We start from the raw sequence: 24865 nt of genomic DNA, 5'->3' as shown, positions 1-24865 counted from the left end.
CTTCACGCGGCAGCCCACGCCGTATTGCCCCGAAAGACTACGGAAATCGATGATTTCCCTCACTTATCTCGGTGGTCTGGCCCGGAATGTCGCGGCGCCGGCGTCTCGTCGCCATGCGTTCGCTGTATGCGGGCCGGTATCCAACCCGCTCGGAATTGCGTCAGCCGACACCGAGCGCTTTCAGCTTCCGGTGCAGCGCCGAACGTTCCATGCCAACAAACTCGGCCGTGCGAGAAATATTTCCTGAGAACCGGCTGATTTGTGCAATCAAATAGTCGCGCTCGAACACTTCGCGCGCTTCGCGCAGCGGCAGGCCCATGATGTGCTCGCCATTGTTGCTGGTCGGCATTGCCGGCACCATGGATCCGACGTCCTGCGGCAACATGTCGGCGGTGATGATGACCTCAGGCCCGCCTGCAGCCAGAATCATGACTCTTTCAACGTTGTTTCGGAGCTGGCGCACATTGCCCGGCCAGACATGCGATTGCAGCACCGCCATCGCGTCCTGTCCGATCTGGCGCTTCGGCAGGCCGCTGCCGGCCGAGATCTGCTCCATGAAGTAGTCGATCAGTTCCGGAATGTCCTCGCGCCGCTCGGAGAGCGCGGGCACGCGGATCGGCACCACTGAAAGGCGATGATAGAGATCCTCGCGGAAATGGCCGGCGGCGATCTCCTCTTCGAGGTTGCGCGCGGTGGAGGAGATGATGCGGACGTCGACCTGCACCTTGGAGGTGCCGCCGACGCGCTGGAACGACTGCTCGACCAGCACGCGCAGGATCTTGTTCTGGGTTTCGCGCGGCATGTCAGCGATCTCGTCGATGAACAGCGTGCCGCCATGGGCTTCCTCAAGTGCGCCCGGCTTGCGCGGCTGTTCGCCGTTGGACTGCTCGACGCCGAACAGCTCGTGCTCCATCCGCTCCGGCGTGATCGCAGCGGCGTTGATGACGACGAAGGGGCCGTCGGCGCGGCCCGAGGCCGTATGCAGCGTGCGCGCGGTCAGCTCCTTGCCGGCGCCGGCGGGGCCGACGATCAGGATGCGGCTGTTGGCCTTGGCTGCGCGCTCGATGGTCTGGCGCAGCTGGTTCATGCTGGGCGAACGGCCGACGAGCTGGCTGGCGCTCGGCGCGAGCTGCTTCAGCTCCTTGACCTCGCGCTTGAGGCGCGAGTTCTCCAGCGCTCTCGTCGCGACCAGGATCAGCCGGTCGGCCTTGAACGGCTTCTCGATGAAGTCGTAGGCGCCGCGCTTGATCGCGGCGACCGCGGTCTCGATGTTGCCGTGGCCGGAGATCATCACGACCGGCAGATCCGCATTGTCCTTCTTGACCTGTTCCAGCAGCTGCAAGCCATCGAGCTTGGAGCCCTGGAGCCAGATGTCGAGGAACACCAGATGCGGCCTGCGGTTGGCGATCTCGGCGAGTGCCGAATCGCTGTCGCGTGCGGTCCTTGTGACGAACCCCTCGTCTTCGAGAATGCCCGCAACGAGATCCCGAATATCGGCCTCATCATCGACAATCAAAATTTCACTTGCCATCGGTTGCGCCCGCCTTGTCAGCTGCCTGTTGAGGCTTCGATTTTCGTTAAATCATTGGTCTTTTCAGCCGGCTCTTTGGTTTCGGCGGCCGGCTCTTTTGTTGCCAGATCCTGACCGGATTCCTTGAGGCCCGGCCTGGCCGCGTCGTGGGCCACCGGCACCGCTCCGTCGGATTTTGCGGGTTGCCCGGAGATCGCAAAGCGCATCCGCATCCAGGCGCCGCGCTGGCCTTCGCGGAAGTCGGCGGCGTCCTTCAGCTCGATGCGTCCGCCATGGTCTTCCAGCACGCGGCCGACGATGGCGAGCCCGAGGCCGGTCCCCTTGGCGCGCGTCGTGACGTAGGGCTCGAGGAGACGCGAGCGTGCGACCTTGGGCAGGCCGATGCCGTTGTCGATGACGTCGATCAGCACGTCATCGTCCTCGCGCGACACCACCACATCGATCCGGCCCTTGCCAAGTTCTTCGGGCGGAACCTGCTCGATCGCCTCGGTGGCGTTCTTGACGATGTTGGTGACGGCCTGAGAGATCAGCCGCCGGTCGAACTGCGCCCGCAGCGGGTCCTGCTTGAACTCCGCCTCGATGTCGATCTCGGGGTGGGCGACCTTCATCAGGAATACCGCCTGCCGCACCGTGTCGGCGACGTCCTCGCCCTCCATCACCGGCTTCGGCATCCGCGCGAAACGCGAGAATTCGTCGACCATGCGCCTGATGTCGTCGACCTGGCGCACGATGGTGTCGGTGCACTGGTCGAAGATCTGCTTGTCCTTGTCCTCGGTGATGGTCTTGCCGAACTTGCGGCGGATGCGCTCGGCCGAGAGCTGGATCGGCGTCAGCGGATTCTTGATCTCGTGGGCGATGCGCCGTGCCACGTCGCCCCAGGCCGAGGTGCGCTGCGCCGAGACGAGCTCGGTGATGTCGTCGAGCGTGATGATGTAGCTGTCGTGCGGCTGGTTCTTCTCGGCGCTGACGCGGACGGACAGATTGCGCTCCTGCCCGTCGCGGGTGATCGTGATCTGGCCCTGCACCAGCCGCTGCGTCCCTTCCCGCGCGGTCTTCATCATCTCGTCGAGCTCGGGCAAGACGTCGGAGAGCGGGTGGCCGAGCGTCTCCGCTTCGGAGTGTCCGATCAGCTTCTCGGCGGAGCGGTTGAGGATGCCGACGCTGCCCGACGCGTCGACGCCGATGATGCCGGCACTCGCCGAGGACAGCACGGCCTCGATGAAGCGGCGGCGGCTGTCGATGAGATCGCTGGCGTTGACGAGCTCGTCGCGCTGGCTGCGCAATTCCTGCGTCATCTTGTTGAAGGTCTCGCCGAGTTGGGCGAGGTCGCCTTCCGACTGATACACGGGCACCTGGACGTGCAGGTCGCCGGTCGAGACCGTGTGGGCCGCGTTCATCAGCCGCCGGATCGGCGAGACCAGCGAGTTGGCGAAGTTGAGGCCGATCAACACCGAGGCCATCAGGATGGTCAGCGCGATGACTGCGAACATCAGCGCGAACGCGACCTGGATGCCGAGCCGGCGCGACTCGATCTGGGCGTATTCGGCGACGCTGACCTCGGTCTGCTTGAGCTGGTTGACGACGTTCGGATCAAGCGGCCGCGCGACATAAAGGAACGTGTCGTTGAAGGCGCGCAGCCGGATCACCGCGGCGACGAAGCTTGCGTCCGGCAGCACCGCGATCTCGGGCTCGTTCTCGTTGACGTTGCTGAGAAAGTCCGGCGCCGGCGGCGAATAAGCGAGCCGCATGCCGGTGTCGGCGGACTCCAGGATGTTGGTGTTCTTGTCGATGATCATCGCGCCGGGCAGATTGCGCGAGCCGGCACTGGCGGTCAGCATCTCCCGGAACGAGCGGCGGTCCTGGTCGTAGAGCGGCCGGGCGTGCGCGATGTCGTTGGCCATGCCGAGAATGTCGCCGCGGATCAACTGCGCATGGTCCTGCATATAGGCCCGCGCGATCGTCAGCGAGTTCTGGATCACCTCCCTGGTCGGCCCGGAGAACAGCCGGTCGAGGCCGCGCTCGATGGTGACGTTGGCGACGACCGACACCAGCACGGCCGGCAGCACCGCCACGATCGAGAACAGGCTGACGATCTGGACATGGAGCCGGGCCGCCGCCCTGCCCCGGCGCCGCGCCAGGATCAGCTGCCAGAGCTCCCGGACAATGATCCCGACCAGGAGCAGGATGGTCGCGGCGTTGATTAGATAGAACGAGCGCACCACCTCCGGCGTCGGCTCGATCTTGGTGAGGCCGGTCAGGACCAGGAAGGTCACGAAAGCCGACCCCAGTGCCAAGGCCACGGCAACGGGCGCCAGCCAGCGCCTCAGCGACCAGCGCCTGGGTTCGTCGGCTGGGGCCGTGTCAAAGGATGCGGCCGAGGTATCTGCGCTGGTCATTCCGGCAATGGGGTGCTGAAAACGGGTCCGCGAACGCGCGGATACTGATGTATTCGTACCACATTGTTGCCGAATTGCGACAATTCCGCGGCGTCTGTCCCGCGGCGGGGCGCGCAATCCACAGGCACGGCCGGTCGGACGGGAACGGATTCCCGTCATCCCGGCTTGACCCGGCATGGATAGGATTTGTCTCGCAACGATGGTTTCAGCCGTTCTGCTGCTGATCGTGGCCGCCGACCTCCTGGTCAACGGCCTCGGCGTTCAGCCGCCGCTGGTGAATGTCGCCAGCGTGACGCCGGCATCGGGCGGACTGGTCAGATAGACGTGATGCCGCACGTTGCGGCCGAATGAACGATTTTGAAGGTGCGCGCGGAACATTTCGGTCCTGTCCGGACTTCTGCTCACCGCGTCAGCCACAACGGCCAGCGCGATCCGGACAGGCTCAGCTCTGCCTTGGTAGGGGGAGCTGAGCCACCTCCGCGCAAACGCGCTTTAGCGTTTGTCGCGTCCGCGCAAACGCGCTTGGCGCTTGTTGCGAGAAATCAGCCCCCGCTCCGATACACCTGGATGTCGAGATCCCGGATCTTCTTCCGCAGCGTGTTGCGGTTGAGGCCGAGCAGGTCAGCGGCGCGGATCTGGTTGCCGCGGGTGGCCGCGAGAGCCGCCGTGAGCAGCGGCACCTCGATCTCCTTGAGGATGCGGTGATAGAGGCCCGGCGGCGGCATGCCGTTCGGGAAGCCCTGGAAGTGCGTGGACAGATAGGCCTCCACCGCGCCGCCGAGATTGTCGACGCCCTGCTGGACCGCCGCGCCCGGACTGACCGAGGGCGGCGCCAACTCGCCGTCGATCACCGAGGACGTGATCACGTCCTGCGGATAGAGCGCTGCGAGACGCCGGGCGAGGTTTTCGAGCTCGCGCACGTTGCCCGGCCAGCGATGCTGCTTCATGCGCTCCAGCGCCAGCGTGTCCAGCTTCTTCGGCGGCAAGCCGTCCTTCTCGGCCAGCGTGAAGAAGTGCCGCACGAGGTCCGGCAGGTCCTCGATGCGCTCGCGAAGCGGCGGCAGCCGCAACGGCACCACGTTGAGGCGGAAGAACAGATCTTCGCGGAACAGACCCTGCTGGATCAGGACGCGCAGATCCTTGTTGGAGGCCGCGACGATCCGCACATCGGTCTTGATCGGGGTGCGGCCGCCGACGGTGGTGTATTCGCCCTGCTGCAAGACGCGCAGCAGGCGGGTCTGCGCCTCCATCGGCATGTCGCCGATCTCGTCGAGGAACAGCGTGCCGCCCTCGGCCTGCTCGAACCGGCCGGAGGCGCGAGTGTTGGCGCCGGTGAAGGCACCGCGCTCGTGGCCGAACAATTCGGATTCGATCAGGTCGCGCGGGATCGCCGCCATGTTGACCGCGACGAACGGGCCGTTGCGGCGCTTGCCGTAATCATGCAGCGCTCGCGCCACCAGCTCCTTGCCGGTGCCGGACTCGCCCGTGATCATCACGGTGAGATCGGTCTGCATGAGACGCGCCAGCACGCGGTAGATTTCCTGCATCGCCGGCGAGCGGCCGACCAGCGGGATGGCCTCCATCTCGGCGTCCTCGTCGGGCGTCGACGTCCGCTCCTTCGGCTCGGCGAGCGCGCGGCCGACGATGGCGATCAGCTCCTTCAGGTCGAAGGGCTTCGGCAGATATTCGTAGGCGCCGCGCTCGGAGGCGCGGATCGCGGTCATGAACGTGTTCTGCGCGCTCATGACGATGACGGGCAGATTCGGCCGCATCTTCTTGATCCGCGGCAGGAGGTCGAACGCGTTCTCGTCGGGCATCACCACGTCGGTGATGACGAGATCGCCTTCCCCCTGGCTGACCCAACGCCACAGCGTTGCGGCATTGCCGGTCAGCCGCACTTCATAGCCGGCGCGGGAAAGTGCCTGATTGAGAACGGTGCGGATGGCGGTGTCGTCATCCGCTACGAGAATGCTACCTGCGGGCATCGCTAATCCTCATTTTGCCCCCTGTGACGCAGGCGACGGCTTCCCGGCAGAGTCGGCGCGGCTGCTTTGATCGGCATGTTTCACCGATGTGGAATACATCGGCATCAGCACGCGGAAGGTGGTCTTCCGCGGCTGAGATTCGCATTCGATGATGCCCCCGTGATCGCCGACGATCTTGGCGACCAGCGCAAGGCCCAGGCCGGAGCCGGTCTGCTTGGTGGTCACGAAGGGATCGAACAGGTTGGGCAGAAGGTCGTCCGGCACGCCTGGTCCGTTGTCTTTCACGCAGAACTCGAGCGGCAGGGATACCCGGGATTTTTGACCGGGTACTGACAGGCGCACGCCGGGGCGGAACGCGGTGGTGAGCTGGATCTCGGCGTCGGGAACGTCGATCAGGGCTTCGGCGGCGTTCTTCACGAGATTGAGGAACACCTGGATCAGCTGGTCCTGGTTCGCCAGCACCGGCGGCAGCGAGGGATCGTAATCCTCTATGAAGCGGATGTTGCGGGCAAAGCCCGACTGCGCCAGCCGCTTCACGTGATCGAGCACCGAGTGGATGTTGACGGGCCCGCGCACGACGGGGCGTTCGTCGCCGAACACCTCCATGCGGTCGACCAGCGTCACGATGCGATCGGCCTCGTCGCAGATCAGCCGCGTCAGCATGCGGTCTTCGGACGACGCCTGCTGCTCCAGCAGCTGCGCCGCGCCGCGGATGCCGGAGAGCGGGTTCTTGATCTCATGCGCGAGCATCGCGGCGAGCGCGATCACCGAGCGCGCGGCGCTGCGATGGGTGAGCTGGCGGTCCATCTTGTCGGCGATGGACCGCTCCTGCAGCATCACCACGATATGGCCGGGCCGCTCCGTCAGCGGGGCGACATGCAGGTCGACCTGACGGTCCCCGCCCATGCGCGGGGTGCCGAGATCGACCTTGTACTCGTTGACCGGCGAGTTGGACGAGCGCACCTGGTCGATCAGCGCCAGCAGCGGGCTGCCGAACGGCACCAGCTCCTTCAGCGACTGCCGCTTCAGGAATTGCGTCGAGATCTCGAAGAAGGCTTCGGTCGCGATATTGGCGGCGACGATCTTGCCGTCCGGCCCGATCATCAGCACGGGATTGGGAAGCGCATCCAGAATCGCGTCGCTGTCGGCGGGCTGGCGATGGTCAGCGGCTGAAGTCATGCAGCAGCCCTCCATGCGAAATCGTCGAAGGCGTCTTGCAGCGATTGATGGACGAGGCGCGGATCCTCGGAGGTCAGGATCTTCTGACGCCAGGCTTTCAGCGTCTCGACCGGCGCCCCGCTCGCTTCCGCTGCGACGTCGAGCCCCCAGCCCAGATGCTTGCGCGCATGTCTGAGCCCGACGCGCAGGCCGTAAAGCGCGCAGACACCCTCATAGAGCGTGCGGACATAGTGCAGCTGCGCCTGGAGCGAGGGCGTTGCTTCCGCCGCTCCGCCCTTCAGGCGGCGGCCGATCTGGCCGGGCAGCCAGGGCTGGCCCTGCGCGCCGCGGCCGATCATCACGGCGTCGGCGCCCGAGGCCTCCAGCGCCGCGAGCGCCTTGTCATAGCTGGTGATGTCGCCATTGACGACGAGCGGAATTGAGATGGCCCCGCGCACGGCGCGGATCGCGTCCCAATCGGCCTCGCCCTTGTAGAACTGGCAGCGGGTGCGGCCATGCACGGTGACGAGCTTGATGCCTGAAGCCTCGGCACGACGCGCCAACTCCGGCGCATTGCGGCTGCGGTCGTCCCAGCCGAGCCGCATCTTCAGCGTCACCGGCACCTTCACCGCCGCGATGGTCGCATCGATCAGGCTGACGGCGTGATCGAGATCGCGCATCAGGGCCGAGCCGGATTGGCCGCCGGTGACGTGGCGCGCCGGGCAGCCCATGTTGATATCGATGATGTCGGCGCCTTCGGCCTCGGCGATCCTGGCTCCTTCGGCCATCCAATGCGCCTCGCAGCCGGCGAGCTGGACCACGTGCGGGCCGACTCCGGTGGCTTCGCAGCGCAACCGCGACATCCGATGTCCGTTGGCGAGCTCGTCGCTGGCGGTCATCTCGGAGACGACGAGACCTGCCCCAAGCTCGGCAGCCAGCCGACGGACGGGCGAGTCAGTCACCCCCGACATCGGTGCCAGGAAGACCGGGGTGGCGACTTCAATATCGCCTATTTTCAACGGCTTAGAGCCTGATACTGCCGAGCCGGTCACGGGGGTCTCGTTGACTGCGCAGGGCTTCATCGCGCCTGCCATGACCTATCTTGCGCACAATTCTTGTGCAGTCAAGCGTCATGCCTACAGTTTAGACAATTCTGCAGATCTTTCAAGTGCAGTGCAACAAAATGCTGTTTCCCACAATCCGGGGAAACCCCCTTTTTTTGCGGGCCTGCCGTGCTAGAGGCATGCCGTCAAATCACCCCGCTCCCCGGCTCCTTCATCACCAACTGAATATTTGAGTCCTATGGCGAAATCACAACGCACCGCGGTCGTCCTCGTCGCAGCCGGGCGTGGCTTGCGCGCCGGTGCCGGTGGTCCCAAGCAATATCGCGAGATCGGCGGCGTGCCCGTGATCTATCGCGCCATGGAAGCCTTCAGCCGCCACCCTGAAGTATCCGTGGTGCAGCCGGTGGTGAACCCCGACGACAGCGCCGTGTTCACGGCCGCGGTCGCAGGGCTCAAGCACGAGCCGCCTACCAATGGCGGCGCCACCCGCCAGGCCTCGGTGCTGGCCGGCCTCGAAGCGCTCGCCAAGCACAAGCCCGACATCGTGCTGATCCACGACGCCGCCCGGCCCTTCGTATCTGAAGGCGTGATCTCCCGCGCGATCGAGGCGGCGAGCCAGACCGGTGCCGCCATTCCCGCCATTGCCGTCACCGACACGATCAAGCTCACCGGCGAGAACGGCCATGTCGAGGGCACGCCGGACCGCGCGCGGCTGCGAATCGCGCAGACGCCGCAATCCTTTCGTTTCGACGTCATCCTCGAGGCGCATCGTCGTGCGGCGAAGGACGGGCGCTCGGATTTCACCGACGATGCCGCCATTGCCGAATGGGCAGGATTGACGGTTGCAACTTTTGAAGGCGATGTTGCCAATATGAAGCTCACCACTCCCGAGGATTTCGTGCGCGAGGAAGCCCGCCTGGCTGCCCAGCTCGGCGACATCAGGACCGGCACCGGCTATGACGTGCACGCTTTCGGCGAAGGCGACCACGTCATGATCTGCGGCGTGCGTGTCCCGCACAACAAAGGCTTCCTCGCCCATTCCGATGGCGATGTCGGCCTGCATGCTCTGGTCGACGCCATTCTCGGCGCGCTCGCCGACGGCGACATCGGCTCGCACTTTCCGCCGAGCGATGCGAAGTGGAAGGGTGCCTCCTCCGACCAGTTCCTGAAATACGCCATCGAGCGCGTCACGGCGCGCGGCGGTCGTGTCGCCAATCTCGAGGTGACGCTGATCTGCGAGCGGCCGAAGATCGGACCGTTGCGCGACACCCTGCGCGCCCGCGTCGCCGAGATCTCCGGCGTCGACATCTCGCGCGTCGCGGTGAAGGCGACCACCAGCGAGCGGCTCGGCTTCACCGGCCGCGAGGAAGGCATTGCGGCCACCGCGAGCGCCACCATTCGCCTTCCCTGGGGCGTCTAGGCCATGGGCGGCAGCGACGCACGCGCCCTCTCCCGCTCGCTGCTCGATCTGTGCCGGATGCGCAAGCTGACGATCGCCACGGCGGAGTCCTGCACCGGCGGTCTCGTCGCGGGCGCGCTGACCGACATTCCCGGCTCTTCGGATGTGATCGATCGCGGCTTCGTCACCTATTCCAACGATGCCAAGCGCGCGATGCTCGGGGTCGAGGCCAGCACGCTCACAAATTTCGGCGCTGTCAGCAAGGAGACCGCCACCGCGATGGCGATCGGCGCGCTGGAGCGCGCCGATGTCGATCTTGCCGTCGCCATCACCGGCATTGCCGGCCCCGGCGGCGCCACGCCCGGCAAGCCGGTCGGCCTCGTGCATTTCGCCGCAGCCGCGCGCGATGGCCGCATCATCCATCGCGAGCAGCGGTTCGGCGCGATCGGCCGCAGCGCCGTGCGCGCCCGCTCCGTGGTCGAGGCGCTGCGCATGCTGCTGGACCTGGCCCGCGGCCCGCAAGCCCAGGCCAAGCCGCGCCCCGCCGCCGCAAGCCGCCTGCGCCCCCGCGTCACCCGCTCGCCGCGCCGGCACGCCGTGAAGCGCCGGCCGCCGCGTTCGCCGCGGGGGTGAATCGTCTCACGCCGCCGCGAGCAGTGCGCTCGCATGATCGAGCACACGCTGCTTGACGGCATCGGCGTCGGACGGCTTCACCTTCGCGCTCACCGTCAACTCAACGACAGGGGTTGCGGGATCAGTAGCAATCACCTTCGACACATTGACCGAAGGCGTGCCTCCCTCGGCGATGCGAGGATCATCGCGCAGCTCTTTCAGGATTTGGCCAGCCAACGCATTGGCCGCGCCGGCCCTGACCGGAAACGTCACCTTGACCTCGCCCGTGCCGGGATAGGCGCTGCGGTTGATGATCGCGGCACCCCACACCTGTCCGTTCGGCAACAGGATCTGCGTGTTGTCGGGCGCCACCAGCTCGGTCATGAACAGCGAGAGCGACCTGACCTTCCCCGCCTTGCCGGCGACCTCGACCTCGTCCCCGATATGGAAGGGCCGGAACAGCAGTAGCATCACGCCGGCGGCGAGATTGGAGAGCGTGCCCTGGAGCGCGAGGCCAATGGCGAGTGACGTCGCGCCGAGCACGGCGACAAGGCTTGCCGTTTGAATGCCGAACAGCTGAAGCACGGCGATGCCGACCACGGCAAGGACGCCGTAGCGCGCGAGGCTGCCCACGAACAGCGTCACGAGCGGGTCGACGCGGTGCGTGACGCTTAGCAGGCGCGTGACGAAACGCTGCATCGCGCCGGACAGATACCAGCCGATTGCAAGCAGGAGGATCGCATAGATCGCGTTCAGGCCATACAGGACCAGCGATGCTTTCAGCGTGTCGAAATTGATGGTCATGGCAGCTCCCGCGCGGACAATCCGGAGAGAACCCGCAACGAAGCAAAATGATCCCGGTGCCGACCGCTGTGGAACCGGTCGCGTAGCCCGGGTAAGCGCAGCGAGACCCGGGACCATTGCGGAATCCCAGGATGTCGCTGCCCGCTCGTCCGGGCTACAGCCTACAAGCCCTTGTATTTTCCGTCGGGCAAAACACGCTAGGCACGGGTCAACCGGACCGGAACAAAATATTCGGCTTTACAGAATTTCTGGTTTGTCGCATTCTTGCGCCACCTCATCCCAGTCAGAGGGGCGTATCGCGATCGTCACGAACGCGGGATGGGCCGTGGTGGGCGCTGGCAGCACCGGCGCGATCGCAATTGCAGGGCGGGGCAACCGTGAGCGATCGCGTCGCGCCAACGACAGGTGCTATCGGCGTACGGCAAAACCGTGTCGTCCTGACGCCCGGGGCCTGTGCGTCAAGTCTTGCGGTGATGTATCGTGCCCAACCGGGCGCGCACATCGATCATCCGCAAGACGACGGGGGCAATAGTGCATCGCTCCCCGGGGAGAGCTCGGCATAAGCCGTCAAACCACTGCGCAGGGAAGGCCGGTCGCTTGGCTTCACCTGTATGCCGCTGTGCAATCTTGTAAAGCACACGCTTTCGCACAGTGGACCGTGGGTGCCCAGCCGGCACCCGGTCTTCCCTGCGCCCTCTGACAAGGAGGGTGAGATGACGAAGCAAAGCTCGGGCAGGTCCTGTCGCGAGGCTGCAGCGTTTTGCTCGGTTTTCAGAAAGCACCCAAGTTTTGTCGAATTCGATCGGAAGCGCGGATGCGGATACCGCGACCAAACGTCCTCGCGCGTGACCGATCTTGCGCGGGACCATATTGGCGCAATAATGCCGCCTTACGTTGCGCTCTGGAATCAACTGGACCAACATTGTGGAGGGCGACGAAATTGTTCGCTCGCGCCGCGGCGTCAGTCGCCGTGATCATCACCTTGGCTGCCATTGAGGGTGCGGCCGCTCAAACAGCCAACCAGCCACCGGATACGATGGCGGCGCGGGTCGAGGCCTGTACGCCCTGTCACGGCAACAAGGGCGAAGGCACCAGTGACGTTTATTTTCCGCGGCTGGCCGGCAAGCCGGCCGGCTATCTCTATAACCAGCTCCTGGCCTTCCGCAGCGGCCGGCGGAAATATCCGCCGATGAATTATCTGCTGGAGTTTCTGCCCGATCCCTATCTGGAGGCGATGGCGGAATATTTCGCCAGCGAGCATCCGCCGCTGCCGCCACCGGCGCCGAGCGAGGTCAGCAAGGACGTGCTCGCGCTGGGAGAGTCGCTCGCCACCAGCGGCGATGCCAACCGCAACATTCCGGCGTGCGTGAGTTGCCATGGGCCTGCGCTTACCGGGATGCAGCCGGGCATCCCAGGCCTGCTCGGCCTCCGCGCCGCCTATGTCAGCGCGCAGCTTGGCGCCTGGCGCTACGGTACCCGCACCGCGAAGTCGCCCGACTGCATGCAGCTCGTCGCCGGTCATCTGACCGAGGCCGATGTCACTGCTGTTTCGGCTTGGCTTGCGACACGGCCGGCGCCGGCCAATCCGGCCCCCGTCCCGAAAGGCACTTACGCGCTGCCGTTCGGCTGCGGTAGCCAGCCCAACTGACGAGGCGGATGATGGGCTCGAAACTGCCGTTTGCACTCCTTGCTCTCGCCGCACTCACGACGACGACTCATGCGCAGGACAGAAGCAGCGATGTCATCGCACGCGGCGAATATCTCGCGCGCGCTGGCGACTGCACCGCCTGCCATACCGCGCCGGAAGGCCGCCTGTTCGCGGGCGGCCGCGCTATGCCGACGCCGTTCGGCACGCTCTACACGTCCAACATCACGCCAGATCCGGATACCGGCATCGGCAGATGGAGCGCGGACGATTTCTACAAGACCATGCACAGCGGCCGCTTCCCCGACGGCGGGCTGATCTATCCGGCGATGCCGTTCGCGTCCTACACCAAGGTCACGCGCGCCGACAGCGATGCGATCTACGCCTATTTGCGCTCGATCCCGCCTGTGAACCAGAAGAACAAGCCGCACGAGCTGCGCTTTCCCTATGACAACCGCCAACTCATCCTCGGCTGGCGCACGCTGTTTTTCACCGAGGGCGAGTTCAAGCCGGATCCGAAAAAATCGGAGGAATGGAATCGCGGCGCCTATCTAGTCGAGGGTCTCGGCCATTGCGGCATGTGCCATTCGCCGATCAACGCGCTCGGCGGCACCTCGCAATCGGAGGCCTTCAAGGGCGGCCTGATCCCGATGCAGAACTGGTACGCGCCCTCGCTGACGTCTAATCGTGAAGCCGGGCTCGGCGACTGGAGCATCAAGGACATCACCGACCTGCTCCAGACCGGCGTTTCCATGCGGGGCGTGGTCTATGGTCCGATGGCGGAGGTCGTGCACAACAGCCTGCAATATCTCACTGACGAGGACACCCGGGCGATGGCCGTGTACCTCAAGAGCATCTCGGAGCCCTCGCCTCCGCCGCCGGCGCGGACGACGCTGCCGACCACCGAGAGCAGTCTGCTGATCAGCCTCGGCAAGGCCGTTTATGACAAGCAGTGCGCCAGCTGCCATGGCGCGCAAGGCGAAGGCAAGCCGCCGCACTGGCCGCCCCTTGCCAACAACCAGTCGATCGAGATGCAGTCCGCGGTCAATCCGATCCGCATGGTGCTCAATGGCGGCTATCCGCCGGGCACCAAGGGCAATCCGATGCCGTACGGCATGCCGCCCTTCGCAGGCCTCCTCTCCGACAACGAGGTCGCTGCCGTCGTCTCCTATATCCGAACCGCCTGGGGCAATCGCGGCACGCCGGTTTCGGCGCGCGAAGCCAACGAACTGCGCGCCGCTCCGCTGAAATGAGGCTGCCATGATCAATTCCGATCCGCCGACCAGCCCGGCTGCCGCCGACCAGGCCGTCGAGGAAGTCGTCGCGCAAGGCCCGTCTGGGGCGGTCGTGCTCGCCGGCATTGCCACGGCCTGCGTGGTCGCAATGTGGTTTGCGTTCTACCTGTTCGTCTTCCTGCCGCGCGGATCGCTGCAATGAGTGCCGAGGAGACCCATGGCAGCGCCGAGGTCGCGGCTCGCGTCGAACGCCGCTGGGCCACCATTGCCGTGATCATCATCGTGATGATGGCCCTGCTCGCCGCATTTGCGGGCATCCATCGTGCGACCATGCCGCAGCCGCGCGTCGAGACCATCGATCCATCGCGCCTGCATCTGTCCGGCGAATTCGTCGAGAGCAATCTCGGAAGCGTGCTGGAAGCCAACGGCAATGTGACGGTGCGCGCGATCGGCCAGCAATATTCCTTCACGCCCGCCTGCATCCTGGTGCCGAACGACACGCCGATCACGTTGCGCGCCACCAGCGCCGACGTCGTGCACGGCATCCTGATCCAGGGGACCAACGTCAACACCATGCTGGTGCCGGGCTATATCTCCGAGCAGCCCATGCGCTTTGCGAAGGCTGGCGACTATCTGATGCCCTGCCAGGAGTTTTGCTCCTTCGGCCACGAGGGCATGTGGGGCAAGGTCAAGGTGATCGACAAGACCGAATTCGCGGGACGTGCGAAGGGTGGCGGGAGGCTGAGCTGTGTTGGTCAATAGGAAGCTCATCCTCGCCCATTTCTGGCTGGCCTTCGCGGTGTTCGGCATCGCCCTCGCGCTCGGCGCCTGGCAGATGTTCATCCGAAGCCCGATCGGCATCTGGCTCTCAAACCCCGAGCTCTATTACCGCTCGCTCACCGCGCACGGCACGGTGATGGGCTATGTCTTCCCGACGCTCGTCGCGATGGGCTTTGGCTACGCCATCAGCGAATCCGCGCTGCAGCAGCGCCTGGTCGGCGTGCGCTGGGCCTGGGCCGGATTCTGGCTGATCGTCGCCGGCAGCGTCATGGCGGTGATTCCGATCGCGCTTGGCCGCGCCTCGGTGCTCTACACCTTCTATCCGCCGCTGATCGGCAATGTGTTCTACTATGTCGGCGTCGTGCTGGTCGTCGTCGGCTCGTGGATCTGGGTCGCGCTGATGTCAGTCAATCTGCGCGTCTGGCGCAAGGCAAATCCCGGCGCGCCGGTGCCGCTCGCCATGTTCGCCAATGTCGCGGGCTCGTATTTGTGGGCCTGGACTGCGGTCGGCGCCGCGCTCGAGCTGCTGCTCCAGATCATTCCGGTCGCTGCGGGGCTAAAGAGCACGATCGACGCCGGTCTTGCCCGCGTGTTCTTCTCCTGGACGCTGCACGCCATCGTCTATTTCTGGCTGATGCCGACCTACATCGCTTATTACACAATCGTGCCACGCGCGATCGGCGGCCGGGTTTATTCCGACAGCATGGCGCGGATCTCCTTCATCCTGTTCCTGGTGGTCGCGATGCCGATCGGCATGCACCACACCTTCGCCGATCCGCAGGTCGGCGCCGGCTTCAAGTTCATCCATTCGGCCTTCACGGCGCTGGTGGCCTTGCCGACGCTGCTGACCGTGTTCACGATCTGCGCCTCGGTCGAGATCGCCGCGCGCCTGCGCGGCGGGCGCGGCATGTTCGGCTGGATCAGGGCCCTGCCCTGGGACAATCCGATGATGCTGGCACTGGCGTTCTCGTTCGTCATGCTCGGCTTCGGTGGCGCCGGCGGGCTCATCAACATGAGCTACCAGCTCGATGCGTCGATCCACAACACGCAGTGGATCACCGGCCATTTCCACCTCATCTTCGGCGGCGCCATCGTCATCATGTATTTTGCGATCGCCTATGATCTATGGCCGCATCTGACGGGCCGCGAGCTGATCGATCTCCGCTTGATCCGCACACAGCTCTGGCTCTGGTTCGTCGGCATGATCGTCACCACCTTCCCGTGGCACTGGGTCGGCATCCTCGGCATGCCGCGCCGCATGGCCTATTTCGATTTCGGCGATCCTGCCATCGCGCCGCAGGCGCTCTCGGTCACGCTCTCGGCCATCGGCGGCTTCATCCTGCTCGCCTCCGGAATCATGTTCATCGTCATCCTGGCGCGCGGCATGCGTGCGCCTCAGGCCGATGCAGGTCCCTACCAGTTTGCGCTCGCCGTGCACCAGCCCGCAACCGTGCCGGTCGCGCTCAACACCCACGGGCTCTGGGTAGCCCTGATGATCGCGCTCACGCTCACCAATTACGGCTATCCAATCCTGACTCTGGCCCTCAGCGAAGGCACGTCGGTGCCGGCCGTCTATGTGGGGGCGCAGTGATGAGCACGCCCGACCTTTTCACCTTCCGTAACAGGCATTTCACGCTCAGTATCGGTATCACCGCCGCGATCCTGGTCGTGACGGCGATTGCCGGCTTCATCGTATTGCCTCTTGCGCAGCCCTGGGTTCAGTTCGCCAATCTGTGGGATGTCATCTGCAGCGCCGCCGGCGTGCCGCAGCGCGCGCCGAACGTGACGGCACCCGAGCAGAGCAAGCGCCTGTCGGAGGTCGTGCTGACCTCGTCCACATTGTCACGTCCAAGCCAGGAGGCGATCGGCCGTGGCGCCACGCTGGCGCAGCGCTGTGCGATCTGCCACGGCCCGACCGGCGTCAGCCGGGCGGATTCGCCGAATCTCGCCGGCCAGTATGCCGCGGTGATCTACAAGCAACTGCTCGACTTCCGCTCGGGTGCGCGCACCAATGCCGTGATGTCGCCGTTTGCGGTCAATCTGACCGACCAGGAGATCGCCGATCTCTCCCAATATTACGCCTATCTGCCGCGGCTGCCGGCCTACCATCCGACGCCGCAGCTGCCGAAGCCCAACATCGTCATCTTCGGCGCACCGATCCGCGGCATCGCGCCCTGCGGCTCCTGCCATGGCAGCCTCGACAACAAGACCGGCAGTCCGTGGCTCGAAGGTCAATCGGAGGCCTATATGAAGGCCCAGCTCCAGGCCTTCGCCTCCGGCGAGCGCCGGAACGACATCAGCCAGCAGATGCGAAACATCGCCCGTGCGATGACGCCGCAGGAGATCGATCAGGCCGCGGCATACTACGCCTCGCAGCCGCCGGATGTGGTGAAGGCGGTGGATTGAGGGGCGCGTTTGTCCCTCCAGCGTGATTGCGAGGAGCCCTAGCGACGAAGCAATCCAGAATCCCTCTGTGGAAAGACTCTGGATTGCTTCGCTGCGCTCGCAATGACGGCGGAAAGAGTGGTGCCTGCGGCAGCTACGTCTGCGCCAGCTTCGGCCGGCCGTAGATCGCATCCGCGCGCTTTTCGAACGCAGTGGAAAACCGCGCGAAGGCGGCGTCGAACATCGAGCCCATCAGCATCGCCAGCATGCGGCTCCTGAACTCGTAGGAGAGGAAGAACCCGACGTCGCAGACGCCCTCCCCCTTGGGCTCGAACGTCCAGCGGTTTTCGAGATTACTGAAAGGACCTTGCAGATATTCGACCAGGATCTTCAGATTGGCGCGATCCAGCGTCACCCGGCTGGTGAAGGATTCCTTGACCAGCTTGAACGACACCGTCATGTCGGCGACCAGCACCTCGGTGCCGTCGGGTTTCGTCATCCGCTGGCGCACCTTCAGCGCGCTGCACAGCGGAACGAATTCCGGGTAGCGCTCGACATCGGCGACCAGATCAAACATCTCGGATGCGCTGTGATTGACACGGCGCTTGCTCGAAAATTTGGGCATGGCGATTCAGCGGACGCTAGCGGCCCGCGCGGCCTTCAGTCTCGCGAAATCCTCGCCGGCATGATGCGAGGAACGGGTCAGCGGGCTCGCCGACACCATCAGGAATCCCTTGGTGTAGGCGACCTTCTCGTAGGAGGCGAACTCGTCGGGCGGAACGAAGCGCATCACGGCGTGGTGCTTGCGGGTCGGCTGGAGATACTGGCCGATGGTCAGGAAATCGACCTCGGCCGAGCGCAGATCGTCCATCACCTGGAGCACCTCATGGCGCTCCTCACCGAGGCCGACCATGATGCCGGACTTGGTGAAAATGGTGGGATCGAGCTCTCTCACCCGCTGCAGCAGCCGGATCGAGTGGAAATAGCGCGCGCCGGGACGCACCGTCAGATAGCGCGACGGCACGGTCTCGAGATTGTGGTTGAACACATCGGGCTTGGCCGCGACGACGATTTCGAGCGCGCCCTCCTTGCGCAGGAAGTCCGGCGTCAGGATCTCGATCGTGGTCGAGGGGCACGCGGTCCGGATGGCGCGGATCGTCTCCGCGAAATGCTGGGCGCCACCATCGGGAAGGTCGTCGCGGTCGACCGAGGTGATCACGACATGGGCGAGGCCCAGCTTCGCGACCGCCTCCGCTACGTTCTGCGGCTCGGCTGCATCGAGTGCATTGGGCAGCCCGGTCTTGACGTTGCAGAAGGCGCAGGCGCGGGTGCAGGTGTCCCCCATGATCATGAAGGTCGCGTGCTTTTTGTCCCAGCACTCGCCGATGTTCGGGCAGCCCGCCTCCTCGCACACCGTGTGCAGGCCGTTCGCCCGCACGATGTTGCGGGTATCGGCATAGCCGCGGGTGTTGGGCGCGCGCACGCGGATCCAGTCCGGCTTCGGTGGCGAAGCGGAATCGGGCCGGTTCACCTTTTCGGGGTGACGCGGGCGCAGCGGGTTCGAGATGGTATCGACAATAACGACCATGGGGTGTCCGGTCTGTTCAGGTCCTACCTAGTCGGTCTGGCCAGGCATCGCAACCCGGCTCGCCCCGCTTCAGGGAACATGGCAGATATGGGCAATATCCTGCTCTGTTGTCTGGCGATTCTCACCTCGAATGGCTCCAATCAAGAAGACTTCACCACCCCGGCTCGGCAAAGCCTTGAAGCGCGCCTTTTTCGACCGCAGCGTGCACGAGGTCGCGCCCGATTTGATCGGTGCCACCATGCTGGTCGACGGCGTCGGCGGGATCATCGTCGAGGTCGAGGCCTATCATCATACCGACCCCGCCGCGCACTCCTACAACGGGCCGACGCCGCGAAATCAGGTGATGTTCGGCCCACCCGGCGTTGCCTATGTCTACCGCTCCTATGGCATCCACTGGTGCGTGAACTTCGTCTGCGAGGAGGAAGGTTCGGCCAGCGCCGTGCTGATCCGCGCGCTGGAGCCGACGCACGGCCTAGCTGCGATGCGCCGCCGCCGTCATCTCCAGGACATGCACGCGCTGTGCTCGGGCCCGGGCAAGCTGACCGAGGCGCTCGGCATCACCATCGCGCACAACGCCCTGCCGCTGGACCGCCCGCCGATCGCACTGCATGCGCGGACGGAGGACGTCGAGGTCGCGACCGGCATCCGGATCGGCATCACCAAGGCCGTCGAGCTGCCCTGGCGCTACGGCGTCAGGGGCTCGAAATTCCTCAGCAAGCCGTTTCCGAAGTAGGCCTACGACGCCTGCTTCAACCGCTCCAGCGCCTCGAGCAGCTTGGCCTTGCGGGCCAGGGCCGCCTCGCGCTTTTCGCGCTCCTCCTCGACGACCTCTTCGGCCGCGTTGGCGACGAATTTCTCGTTGGCGAGCTTCGACTCGGCGCGCTTGATGTCGGCCTCGGCCTTGCCGATCTCCTTGTCGAGGCGCGTGCGCTCGGCAGCGACATCGATCACGCCCTTCAGCGGCAGCGCGGCCACCTCGCCGCGCACCAGCAGCTGAACCGCGCCGTCTGGCGCGCGCTCGGCGAAGGAGATGTCCGACAAGCGCGCCATGCGCTTGATGACGTCGGTCCAGCGCGGCGCGCGCTCCCTCGTCTCGGCCGAGGCGCCGGCGAGCACCAAGGCCGTCAGCGTCGCCGGTGGGATATTCATCTCGGCCCGCACCGAGCGGATCTGGGTGACGAGGTCGATCACCCAGCCGATCTCGGCTTCCGCCTTGGGATCGCTGAAGTCGGCATGGTCGAAGATCGGCAGCACCCAGGCCGGCGCGGCGAGCGGATCGGTCGGCCCCGTCGTTGCCGCCAGCATCGCAAGCTGCTCCGGCGTCGGCCCGGCGGGCTTCAGCGGCCACGGCGCCAAGGCGAGCAGGCCGTCGCGCTTGGCCGTCACCTCCCACAGCTCTTCGGTGATGAAGGGCATGAAGGGGTGCAGCAGCTTGAGGATCTCGTCGCGCGCCCAGGCGACCATGGCGCGGGTCTCGTCCTTGGCGGGACTGTCTGGACCAAGCAGCACGGGCTTTGCGAGCTCGAGATACCAGTCGCAATAGACGTTCCAGACGAACCGATAAATCGCGCCGGCGGCATCGTTGAAGCGATAGGCCTCGATCGCCTCGGTCACCTCGCGCGTGGTGTGCGCGCTCTCATGCGCGATCCAGCGATTCAGCGTCTCCGTCGCCTTCGCCGGCTCGAATCCTTTGGGCACGGCGCAGTGGTTCATCTCGGCGAAGCGGCACGCATTCCAGAGCTTGGTCGCGAAATTGCGGTAGCCCTCGACGCGGCTGGTGGCGAGCTTGATGTCGCGGCCCTGTGCCGCCATTGCAGCCAGCGTGAAGCGCAGTGCGTCCGCGCCGTATTCGTCGATCAGGTTCAGGGGATCGATGACGTTGCCCTTCGACTTCGACATCTTGGCCCCCTTCTCGTCGCGAACGAGGGCGTGGATGTAGATGGTCGAGAACGGCACCTCCTTCATGAAGTGCAGGCCCATCATCATCATGCGGGCGACCCAGAAGAAGATGATGTCGAATCCGGTCACCAGCGCATTGGTTGGATAATAGCGCTGCACCTCGGGCGCATCTTCGGGCCAGCCGAGCGTCGAGAATGGCCACAGCGCCGAGGAGAACCAGGTGTCGAGCACGTCCTCGTCGCGGGAAATGAAGCCTTCGCGCTTGTTGCGGTCGAGCGCCATCTCGCGCCCCTGCTCCGGCGTGATGACCTCCTGCTCGACGTAATAGCCGAGCGCGTGGCTGACGGCCTCCTCCTCGGTCTCGGCGACGAACACCTTGCCATCGGGTCCGTACCAGGCCGGGATCTGGTGACCCCACCAGAGCTGGCGCGAGATGCACCAGGGCTGGATGTTCTCCATCCAGTCGAAATAGGTCTTTTCCCAGTTTTTCGGCACGAACGAGGTTTCGCCCGAACGCACCGCCGCGATCGCGGGCCTCGCCATCGTCTTGGCGTCGACGTACCACTGATCGGTCAGATACGGCTCGATCACGCTGTTGGAGCGATCGCCGTGCGGCACCATGTGGGTGTGCGGCTCGATCCGCTCGACGAAGCCGAAGCTCTCCAGTCGTTCGACGATGCGCTTGCGCGCAGCGAAGCGATCGACCTTGTGGAACTCCTCCGCAAACTGCCCGGCGCCCTCCGGCAGGTCGCGCAGATAATCCTCGTTGTCGACGAGGTCGAGGCAGCCTTCCCGGTCGATCACGCTGATGCGGCGCAGGCCGTGGCGATTGCCGACCTCGAAGTCGTTGAAGTCGTGCGCCGGCGTGATCTTCACCGCGCCCGAGCCCTTCTCGGGATCGGAATAATCGTCGGCGACGATTTTGATCTTGCGGCCGACCAGCGGCAGCATCACGTTCCTCCCGACCAGCTTTTGATAGCGCTCATCATCGGGATGCACGGCCACGCCGGTGTCGCCGAGCATGGTCTCGGGACGGGTCGTGGCGACGACGATGAAGGTCGAGGGATCCTCGGGATTGAAATTCTTGCCCTCGATCGGATAGCGCAGATACCAGAGACTGCCCTTGACCTCGGTCTGCTGCACCTCAAGATCGGAGATCGCGGTCAAGAGCTTGGTGTCCCAGTTCACCAGGCGCTTGTCCTTGTAGATCAGCCCCTCGCGGTGCAGCTCGACGAACACCTTGACGACGGCCTTCGACAAGCCCTCGTCCATGGTGAAGCGTTCGCGCGACCAGTCGCAGGACGCGCCCAGGCGCTTGAGCTGGTTGATGATGGTGTCGCCGCTCTCGGCCTTCCACTGCCAGACGCGCTCCAGGAACTTCTCGCGGCCCATCTCGCGACGGCCGGGCTGCTGACGCTCCATCAGCTGGCGCTCGACCACCATCTGGGTGGCGATGCCGGCATGGTCGGTGCCGGGCTGCCACAGCACGTCGCGGCCGCGCATGCGCTCGAACCTGCACAGGATGTCCTGGAGCGTGTTGTTGAGGGCGTGGCCCATGTGCAGCGAGCCCGTCACGTTCGGTGGCGGGATCACGATGGTGAAAGGCACCGCGTCGCGGCGGTCGGGGCGACCGGCCTTGAAGGCGAGGCTGTCCTCCCACACCACGGACATGCGGGCTTCGATATCGGCGGGCTGGTAATTTTTCTCGATCATGGGGCTGCTAGAAAGCCGCGCGCGCGGTTCAAGTCAACGGGAAGCTCGACGGCAGGCGGCTCCGGCCGGGCCACAGGCCGAATATGACGCAGGAGCAGGGCTTTATCGGGGCCGCACGGCCCCTCTCAACGGCCGCCGCGCGAGACCCGCTCGATTTCCGCCTTCACGATGCGTTCAACCAGGCCCGGCAGATTGTCATCGAGCCAGGACTTCAGCATCGGACGCAGCATCTCCTTGACCAGATCCTCCAGCGTCCGCGCATTGCTGCTCAGCACCGTATGGGCCAGCGAGTTGAAGGCGGATTCGACCGCGGAGACCGTCGATTGCGCGAGCATCGGCTGTTGCGGCGGCAGCGGCGGCGCATCGAAGTCCACGGGTGCGTAAGACGGCTGCGGCGCGGGGCGTGGCGGCGGCTGTTCGGCGAATTCCAGATCGTCGCGCGGCTCGACCTTGCGGAAGCTCGGTGGCGGCGGAGGCGGAGTTGGGTCGACCGCCATCTCGTCGGTCAATTCGAGCACGTCGGGCTCCGGCTCCGGCTCTGGCTCCGGGTCGGGCGCACGGACCTCCGGCGCAGGCGTGGCCGCATCGAGACCGGCCAGGAGCGCGTCGATATCGTCCTGGCTGTTGGATGCGTCCGCTGCGGGTGGTGGCGGCGCCGGCTTTGCGGCCGGCGGCGCTGCAGGCTTCTCGGCGGCGGGCTTGGGCGGGGCGACCTTGGATGGCGGAATGTCGTTCATCGCCTGTGGCTTCGGCGGCGCGGCAGGCGCCGCAGCCTTCTCAGGTTTGGCGGTCTCTGTCGGCGGTGGCTTGGCCTCGTCGTCGGCAATGATGCGCCGGATCGAGGCCAGAATCTCCTCCATCGAGGGTTCTGTGACCTTTGCAGGCTGCGTCATCTCCGACTCCACATCATCAACGCCCTCGCATGCGTTGTTTTACACCAAGCACGACAGGATTGGCCGGTTCCGGATCGACGGCCCGCCATTTTCGTTGCGACAGCCCGACTTGTCCCCAGATCACGGCTCAATGTGCGGCGGTGCGCCCCTGCCCGCGGCACTCAAGCTTTACGCACACGGCATCAATACGGGCCGAATCGACCCGCATCTTCTTGGCAAGGCTATGTCAGGGATTTTGGGGATTGCAAGCAAAGCACCGATCGGCCGCAGCTGTTTGCGAGGCCGATCGGATACTTGCGGGAATCAACGCCCGTCGGGCGTGCGCACGCCGGCCCAGCTGTCGCGGACCTGATGGTAGTGCACGCTGGGATCATAGACCGTGGTCCCTAGGCCGAGCACCTGCGGCGACAGACGGCCGACGGCCGCGAGGACGTTATAGGATGCGACCACGCGATCGTGCTGCGCGGTGACCAGCGCGACACGCGCATTGACCAGGGCCTGCTGGGCGTTGAGGACGTCGAGCGTGGTGCGCTGGCCCGCCTTGGCTTCCTCGCGCACGCCGTTCAGCGCGATCTCGGACGCCGCCACTTGCGCCTGTGCGGACTGGACCTGCGCCTTGCCGGCCTGCAACGACCCCCACCACTGCACGACGGTCGCACGCGCCTGGTCGCGCGTGGTTTCGAGATTGAGACGCTGCTGCGCCAGGTTCTCCTTGGATTGGCGGATCAGGGAATATTCGCCACCTCCCTGATAGATCGGCACCGAGATCTGCGCGATCGCCGATGCGGTGAACGAGCGCATCTGAATCAACGACTGTTCATTGGCCTGCTGGGCCGATGCCTGAATCGTAACCGTCGGCAACAACGCACCTTCAGCGACCTTGACCTGCAAGAAATTGACGTCAATGCCGTACATGGCCGCCGTCACGTTGGGATGCTCGACGAGGCCGAGCTCGACCGCTGCGGCAAGCGTTGCTGGCAGGAAACGATCGACAGGCGAGCCGGGTGCAAGGTTTGCCGGATCGTTGCCGATGATACGGCGGAAGTTGGCGCGCGTTGTGGTGAGATTCGCTTCTGCAGTCAGGGCCTGCGTCCTGCCCGCCGCCAGCTGAGCTTCCGATTGCGCAACGTCGGTGCGCGTCACTTCACCGACGTTGAAACGATCACGCGTCTGCTTCAGCGTCTGCTCGAGCACGCGCACGTTGCTGCGCTGGACTTCGAGCGTGGCAGCGTCGCGCAGGTAGTCCATGTAGGTCGTGGCGGCCTGAAGCAACACGCTCTGATCGAGGCTGCGCAGCGCTTCGCGGGCACCGGACACCTGACTCTCCGCCGCCCGCGTTCTGTTGGCGGTCTGATTGCCATTGTAGAGCGTCTGGGAAGCCGTAATCCCGGCGCTGCGAGGTAACCTCGTTCCGTTGATGGAATCAGTCCCCGGGCCACTCTGCAAATCCTGGTACTGATAACCGCCGCTCGCCGTCAGTGAGACCCTCGGGCGATAGCCAGACAAAGCTTGAGGCACGTTCTCGTCAGTCGAGCGCACCTGGGCACGTTGCGCGTTGAGCTGCGGATTGTTCTGATAGGCGCGCACCAGCGCGGACTCGATTGTGTCCGCCAAGGCTGGCACTGGCCCGGCTAGCGACAGCAGCAGGACCGAAACTGCAGCTCCGGTGAAGAGCTTCACCCCATGCATCCCTGAAATTCCGTTCATTGTAACGCCCACCTCGTGCCCGCGAGCTGGGTTACCGTCTACCGAGTGGAGTCGTTGCCCCGCCGCAACAT

The 24865-nt window shown here is 65.2% G+C and carries 21 protein-coding genes; 10 read left to right on the top strand and 11 right to left on the bottom strand.

The annotated features are described in order from the left end of the window. Positions 1-160: 160 nt before the first annotated feature. A complete protein-coding gene (gene ntrX, locus BCCGELA001_RS18995; RefSeq protein ID WP_060736040.1) occupies positions 161-1531 on the bottom strand; it encodes a nitrogen assimilation response regulator NtrX in 1371 nt (456 codons plus the stop codon). A gap of 17 nt (positions 1532-1548) precedes the next feature. Continuing rightward, a complete protein-coding gene (locus tag BCCGELA001_RS18990; protein ID WP_060736039.1) occupies positions 1549-3927 on the bottom strand; it encodes a sensor histidine kinase NtrY-like in 2379 nt (792 codons plus the stop codon). Positions 3928-4126: 199 nt separating this feature from the next. Here BCCGELA001_RS18990 and BCCGELA001_RS39300 point away from each other — a divergent pair, with 199 nt between their 5' ends. Further along, positions 4127-4249, top strand: coding sequence for a hypothetical protein (locus BCCGELA001_RS39300; protein ID WP_008559244.1), 123 nt, complete (start codon positions 4127-4129; stop codon positions 4247-4249). A 220-nt stretch (positions 4250-4469) separates the two neighbouring features. On the opposite strand, the gene ntrC is transcribed toward BCCGELA001_RS39300, so the two are convergent. Genes ntrC through dusB form a run of 3 tightly spaced genes read right to left on the bottom strand, consistent with a single transcriptional unit; the run spans position 4470 to position 8089 of the window. Continuing rightward, a complete protein-coding gene (gene ntrC, locus BCCGELA001_RS18985; RefSeq protein WP_060736038.1) occupies positions 4470-5912 on the bottom strand; it encodes a nitrogen regulation protein NR(I) in 1443 nt (480 codons plus the stop codon). Between the two features lie 9 nt (positions 5913-5921). Continuing rightward, positions 5922-7091, bottom strand: coding sequence for a two-component system sensor histidine kinase NtrB (locus BCCGELA001_RS18980; RefSeq protein ID WP_008559229.1), 1170 nt, complete (start codon positions 7089-7091; stop codon positions 5922-5924). After that, positions 7088-8089: a tRNA dihydrouridine synthase DusB gene (gene dusB / locus BCCGELA001_RS18975; RefSeq protein ID WP_193409785.1), complete on the bottom strand. Its 1002-nt coding sequence runs from the start codon at positions 8087-8089 to the stop codon at positions 7088-7090. The genes BCCGELA001_RS18980 and dusB overlap by 4 nt, the downstream gene beginning before the upstream one ends. A gap of 283 nt (positions 8090-8372) precedes the next feature. Here dusB and BCCGELA001_RS18970 point away from each other — a divergent pair, with 283 nt between their 5' ends. Next, entirely contained in the window at positions 8373-9554 is a 1182-nt protein-coding gene (locus BCCGELA001_RS18970) for a bifunctional 2-C-methyl-D-erythritol 4-phosphate cytidylyltransferase/2-C-methyl-D-erythritol 2,4-cyclodiphosphate synthase (protein WP_060736036.1), read from the top strand. Positions 9555-9557: 3 nt separating this feature from the next. Next, positions 9558-10166: a CinA family protein gene (locus tag BCCGELA001_RS18965; protein WP_060736035.1), complete on the top strand. Its 609-nt coding sequence runs from the start codon at positions 9558-9560 to the stop codon at positions 10164-10166. A 6-nt stretch (positions 10167-10172) separates the two neighbouring features. Here BCCGELA001_RS18965 and BCCGELA001_RS18960 read toward each other — a convergent pair whose 3' ends face one another. Further along, the gene (locus BCCGELA001_RS18960) at positions 10173-10949 is read right to left on the bottom strand and encodes a mechanosensitive ion channel family protein (protein ID WP_060736034.1); all 777 of its coding nucleotides are present in this window, start codon (positions 10947-10949) and stop codon (positions 10173-10175) included. A 940-nt stretch (positions 10950-11889) separates the two neighbouring features. Here BCCGELA001_RS18960 and BCCGELA001_RS18955 point away from each other — a divergent pair. From BCCGELA001_RS18955 to BCCGELA001_RS18935, 6 genes are read left to right on the top strand one after another with little or no spacing between them, the layout of a single operon-like run. Continuing rightward, entirely contained in the window at positions 11890-12597 is a 708-nt protein-coding gene (locus tag BCCGELA001_RS18955) for a c-type cytochrome (protein WP_008559186.1), read from the top strand. 8 nt (positions 12598-12605) lie between these two features. Continuing rightward, positions 12606-13847 carry a cytochrome c gene (locus BCCGELA001_RS18950; RefSeq protein WP_144441363.1) on the top strand — a complete coding sequence of 414 codons (1242 nt, stop codon included), beginning with the start codon at positions 12606-12608 and terminating at the stop codon, positions 13845-13847. 7 nt (positions 13848-13854) lie between these two features. Then, positions 13855-14031 (top strand): hypothetical protein, encoded by a 177-nt coding sequence (locus BCCGELA001_RS38405; protein ID WP_008559196.1) that lies wholly within the window; start codon positions 13855-13857, stop codon positions 14029-14031. Then, positions 14028-14591: a cytochrome C oxidase subunit II gene (locus BCCGELA001_RS18945; protein WP_060736033.1), complete on the top strand. Its 564-nt coding sequence runs from the start codon at positions 14028-14030 to the stop codon at positions 14589-14591. The genes BCCGELA001_RS38405 and BCCGELA001_RS18945 overlap by 4 nt, the downstream gene beginning before the upstream one ends. Beyond that, positions 14578-16200, top strand: coding sequence for a b(o/a)3-type cytochrome-c oxidase subunit 1 (locus BCCGELA001_RS18940; RefSeq protein ID WP_008559170.1), 1623 nt, complete (start codon positions 14578-14580; stop codon positions 16198-16200). The genes BCCGELA001_RS18945 and BCCGELA001_RS18940 overlap by 14 nt, the downstream gene beginning before the upstream one ends. Next, positions 16200-17015 carry a c-type cytochrome gene (locus tag BCCGELA001_RS18935; protein WP_060736032.1) on the top strand — a complete coding sequence of 272 codons (816 nt, stop codon included), beginning with the start codon at positions 16200-16202 and terminating at the stop codon, positions 17013-17015. The genes BCCGELA001_RS18940 and BCCGELA001_RS18935 overlap by 1 nt, the downstream gene beginning before the upstream one ends. 133 nt (positions 17016-17148) lie before the next feature. On the opposite strand, the gene BCCGELA001_RS18930 is transcribed toward BCCGELA001_RS18935, so the two are convergent. Both BCCGELA001_RS18930 and lipA read right to left on the bottom strand, forming a co-directional pair. Next, entirely contained in the window at positions 17149-17619 is a 471-nt protein-coding gene (locus BCCGELA001_RS18930; protein WP_008559155.1) for a type II toxin-antitoxin system RatA family toxin, read from the bottom strand. 6 nt (positions 17620-17625) lie between these two features. Further along, a complete protein-coding gene (lipA, locus tag BCCGELA001_RS18925; protein ID WP_008559153.1) occupies positions 17626-18582 on the bottom strand; it encodes a lipoyl synthase in 957 nt (318 codons plus the stop codon). A gap of 130 nt (positions 18583-18712) precedes the next feature. Here lipA and BCCGELA001_RS18920 point away from each other — a divergent pair, with 130 nt between their 5' ends. Continuing rightward, the gene (locus BCCGELA001_RS18920; protein ID WP_008559151.1) at positions 18713-19315 is read left to right on the top strand and encodes a DNA-3-methyladenine glycosylase; all 603 of its coding nucleotides are present in this window, start codon (positions 18713-18715) and stop codon (positions 19313-19315) included. 2 nt (positions 19316-19317) lie between these two features. Here the strand turns inward: BCCGELA001_RS18920 and BCCGELA001_RS18915 are convergent, their stop codons facing one another. From BCCGELA001_RS18915 to BCCGELA001_RS18905, 3 genes are all read right to left on the bottom strand, one after another. Next, positions 19318-22194 (bottom strand): valine--tRNA ligase, encoded by a 2877-nt coding sequence (locus tag BCCGELA001_RS18915; protein ID WP_060736031.1) that lies wholly within the window; start codon positions 22192-22194, stop codon positions 19318-19320. A gap of 125 nt (positions 22195-22319) precedes the next feature. Further along, a complete protein-coding gene (locus BCCGELA001_RS18910; protein ID WP_060736030.1) occupies positions 22320-23087 on the bottom strand; it encodes a PopZ family protein in 768 nt (255 codons plus the stop codon). 303 nt (positions 23088-23390) lie between these two features. Next, entirely contained in the window at positions 23391-24776 is a 1386-nt protein-coding gene (locus BCCGELA001_RS18905; RefSeq protein ID WP_008559134.1) for a TolC family outer membrane protein, read from the bottom strand. Between the last annotated feature and the right edge of the window lie 89 nt (positions 24777-24865).

The sequence above is a fragment of the Bradyrhizobium sp. CCGE-LA001 genome, assembly GCF_000296215.2.
Taxonomy (GTDB): domain Bacteria; phylum Pseudomonadota; class Alphaproteobacteria; order Rhizobiales; family Xanthobacteraceae; genus Bradyrhizobium.
Note: the sequence above shows the minus strand (reverse complement) of the source record. Positions and strands in the feature narration are given on the sequence as shown.

Coding starts and splice junctions, on each gene's coding strand:
- ntrX (WP_060736040.1), bottom strand. CDS start 1,531: ATGGCAAGTGAAATTTTGATTGTCGATGATGAGGCCGATATTCGGGAT.
- BCCGELA001_RS18990 (WP_060736039.1), bottom strand. CDS start 3,927: ATGACCAGCGCAGATACCTCGGCCGCATCCTTTGACACGGCCCCAGCC.
- BCCGELA001_RS39300 (WP_008559244.1), top strand. CDS start 4,127: ATGGTTTCAGCCGTTCTGCTGCTGATCGTGGCCGCCGACCTCCTGGTC.
- ntrC (WP_060736038.1), bottom strand. CDS start 5,912: ATGCCCGCAGGTAGCATTCTCGTAGCGGATGACGACACCGCCATCCGC.
- BCCGELA001_RS18980 (WP_008559229.1), bottom strand. CDS start 7,091: ATGACTTCAGCCGCTGACCATCGCCAGCCCGCCGACAGCGACGCGATT.
- BCCGELA001_RS18970 (WP_060736036.1), top strand. CDS start 8,373: ATGGCGAAATCACAACGCACCGCGGTCGTCCTCGTCGCAGCCGGGCGT.
- BCCGELA001_RS18965 (WP_060736035.1), top strand. CDS start 9,558: ATGGGCGGCAGCGACGCACGCGCCCTCTCCCGCTCGCTGCTCGATCTG.
- BCCGELA001_RS18960 (WP_060736034.1), bottom strand. CDS start 10,949: ATGACCATCAATTTCGACACGCTGAAAGCATCGCTGGTCCTGTATGGC.
- BCCGELA001_RS18950 (WP_144441363.1), top strand. CDS start 12,606: ATGATGGGCTCGAAACTGCCGTTTGCACTCCTTGCTCTCGCCGCACTC.
- BCCGELA001_RS38405 (WP_008559196.1), top strand. CDS start 13,855: ATGATCAATTCCGATCCGCCGACCAGCCCGGCTGCCGCCGACCAGGCC.
- BCCGELA001_RS18945 (WP_060736033.1), top strand. CDS start 14,028: ATGAGTGCCGAGGAGACCCATGGCAGCGCCGAGGTCGCGGCTCGCGTC.
- BCCGELA001_RS18935 (WP_060736032.1), top strand. CDS start 16,200: ATGAGCACGCCCGACCTTTTCACCTTCCGTAACAGGCATTTCACGCTC.
- BCCGELA001_RS18930 (WP_008559155.1), bottom strand. CDS start 17,619: ATGCCCAAATTTTCGAGCAAGCGCCGTGTCAATCACAGCGCATCCGAG.
- lipA (WP_008559153.1), bottom strand. CDS start 18,582: ATGGTCGTTATTGTCGATACCATCTCGAACCCGCTGCGCCCGCGTCAC.
- BCCGELA001_RS18920 (WP_008559151.1), top strand. CDS start 18,713: ATGGCTCCAATCAAGAAGACTTCACCACCCCGGCTCGGCAAAGCCTTG.
- BCCGELA001_RS18915 (WP_060736031.1), bottom strand. CDS start 22,194: ATGATCGAGAAAAATTACCAGCCCGCCGATATCGAAGCCCGCATGTCC.
- BCCGELA001_RS18910 (WP_060736030.1), bottom strand. CDS start 23,087: ATGACGCAGCCTGCAAAGGTCACAGAACCCTCGATGGAGGAGATTCTG.
- BCCGELA001_RS18905 (WP_008559134.1), bottom strand. CDS start 24,776: ATGCATGGGGTGAAGCTCTTCACCGGAGCTGCAGTTTCGGTCCTGCTG.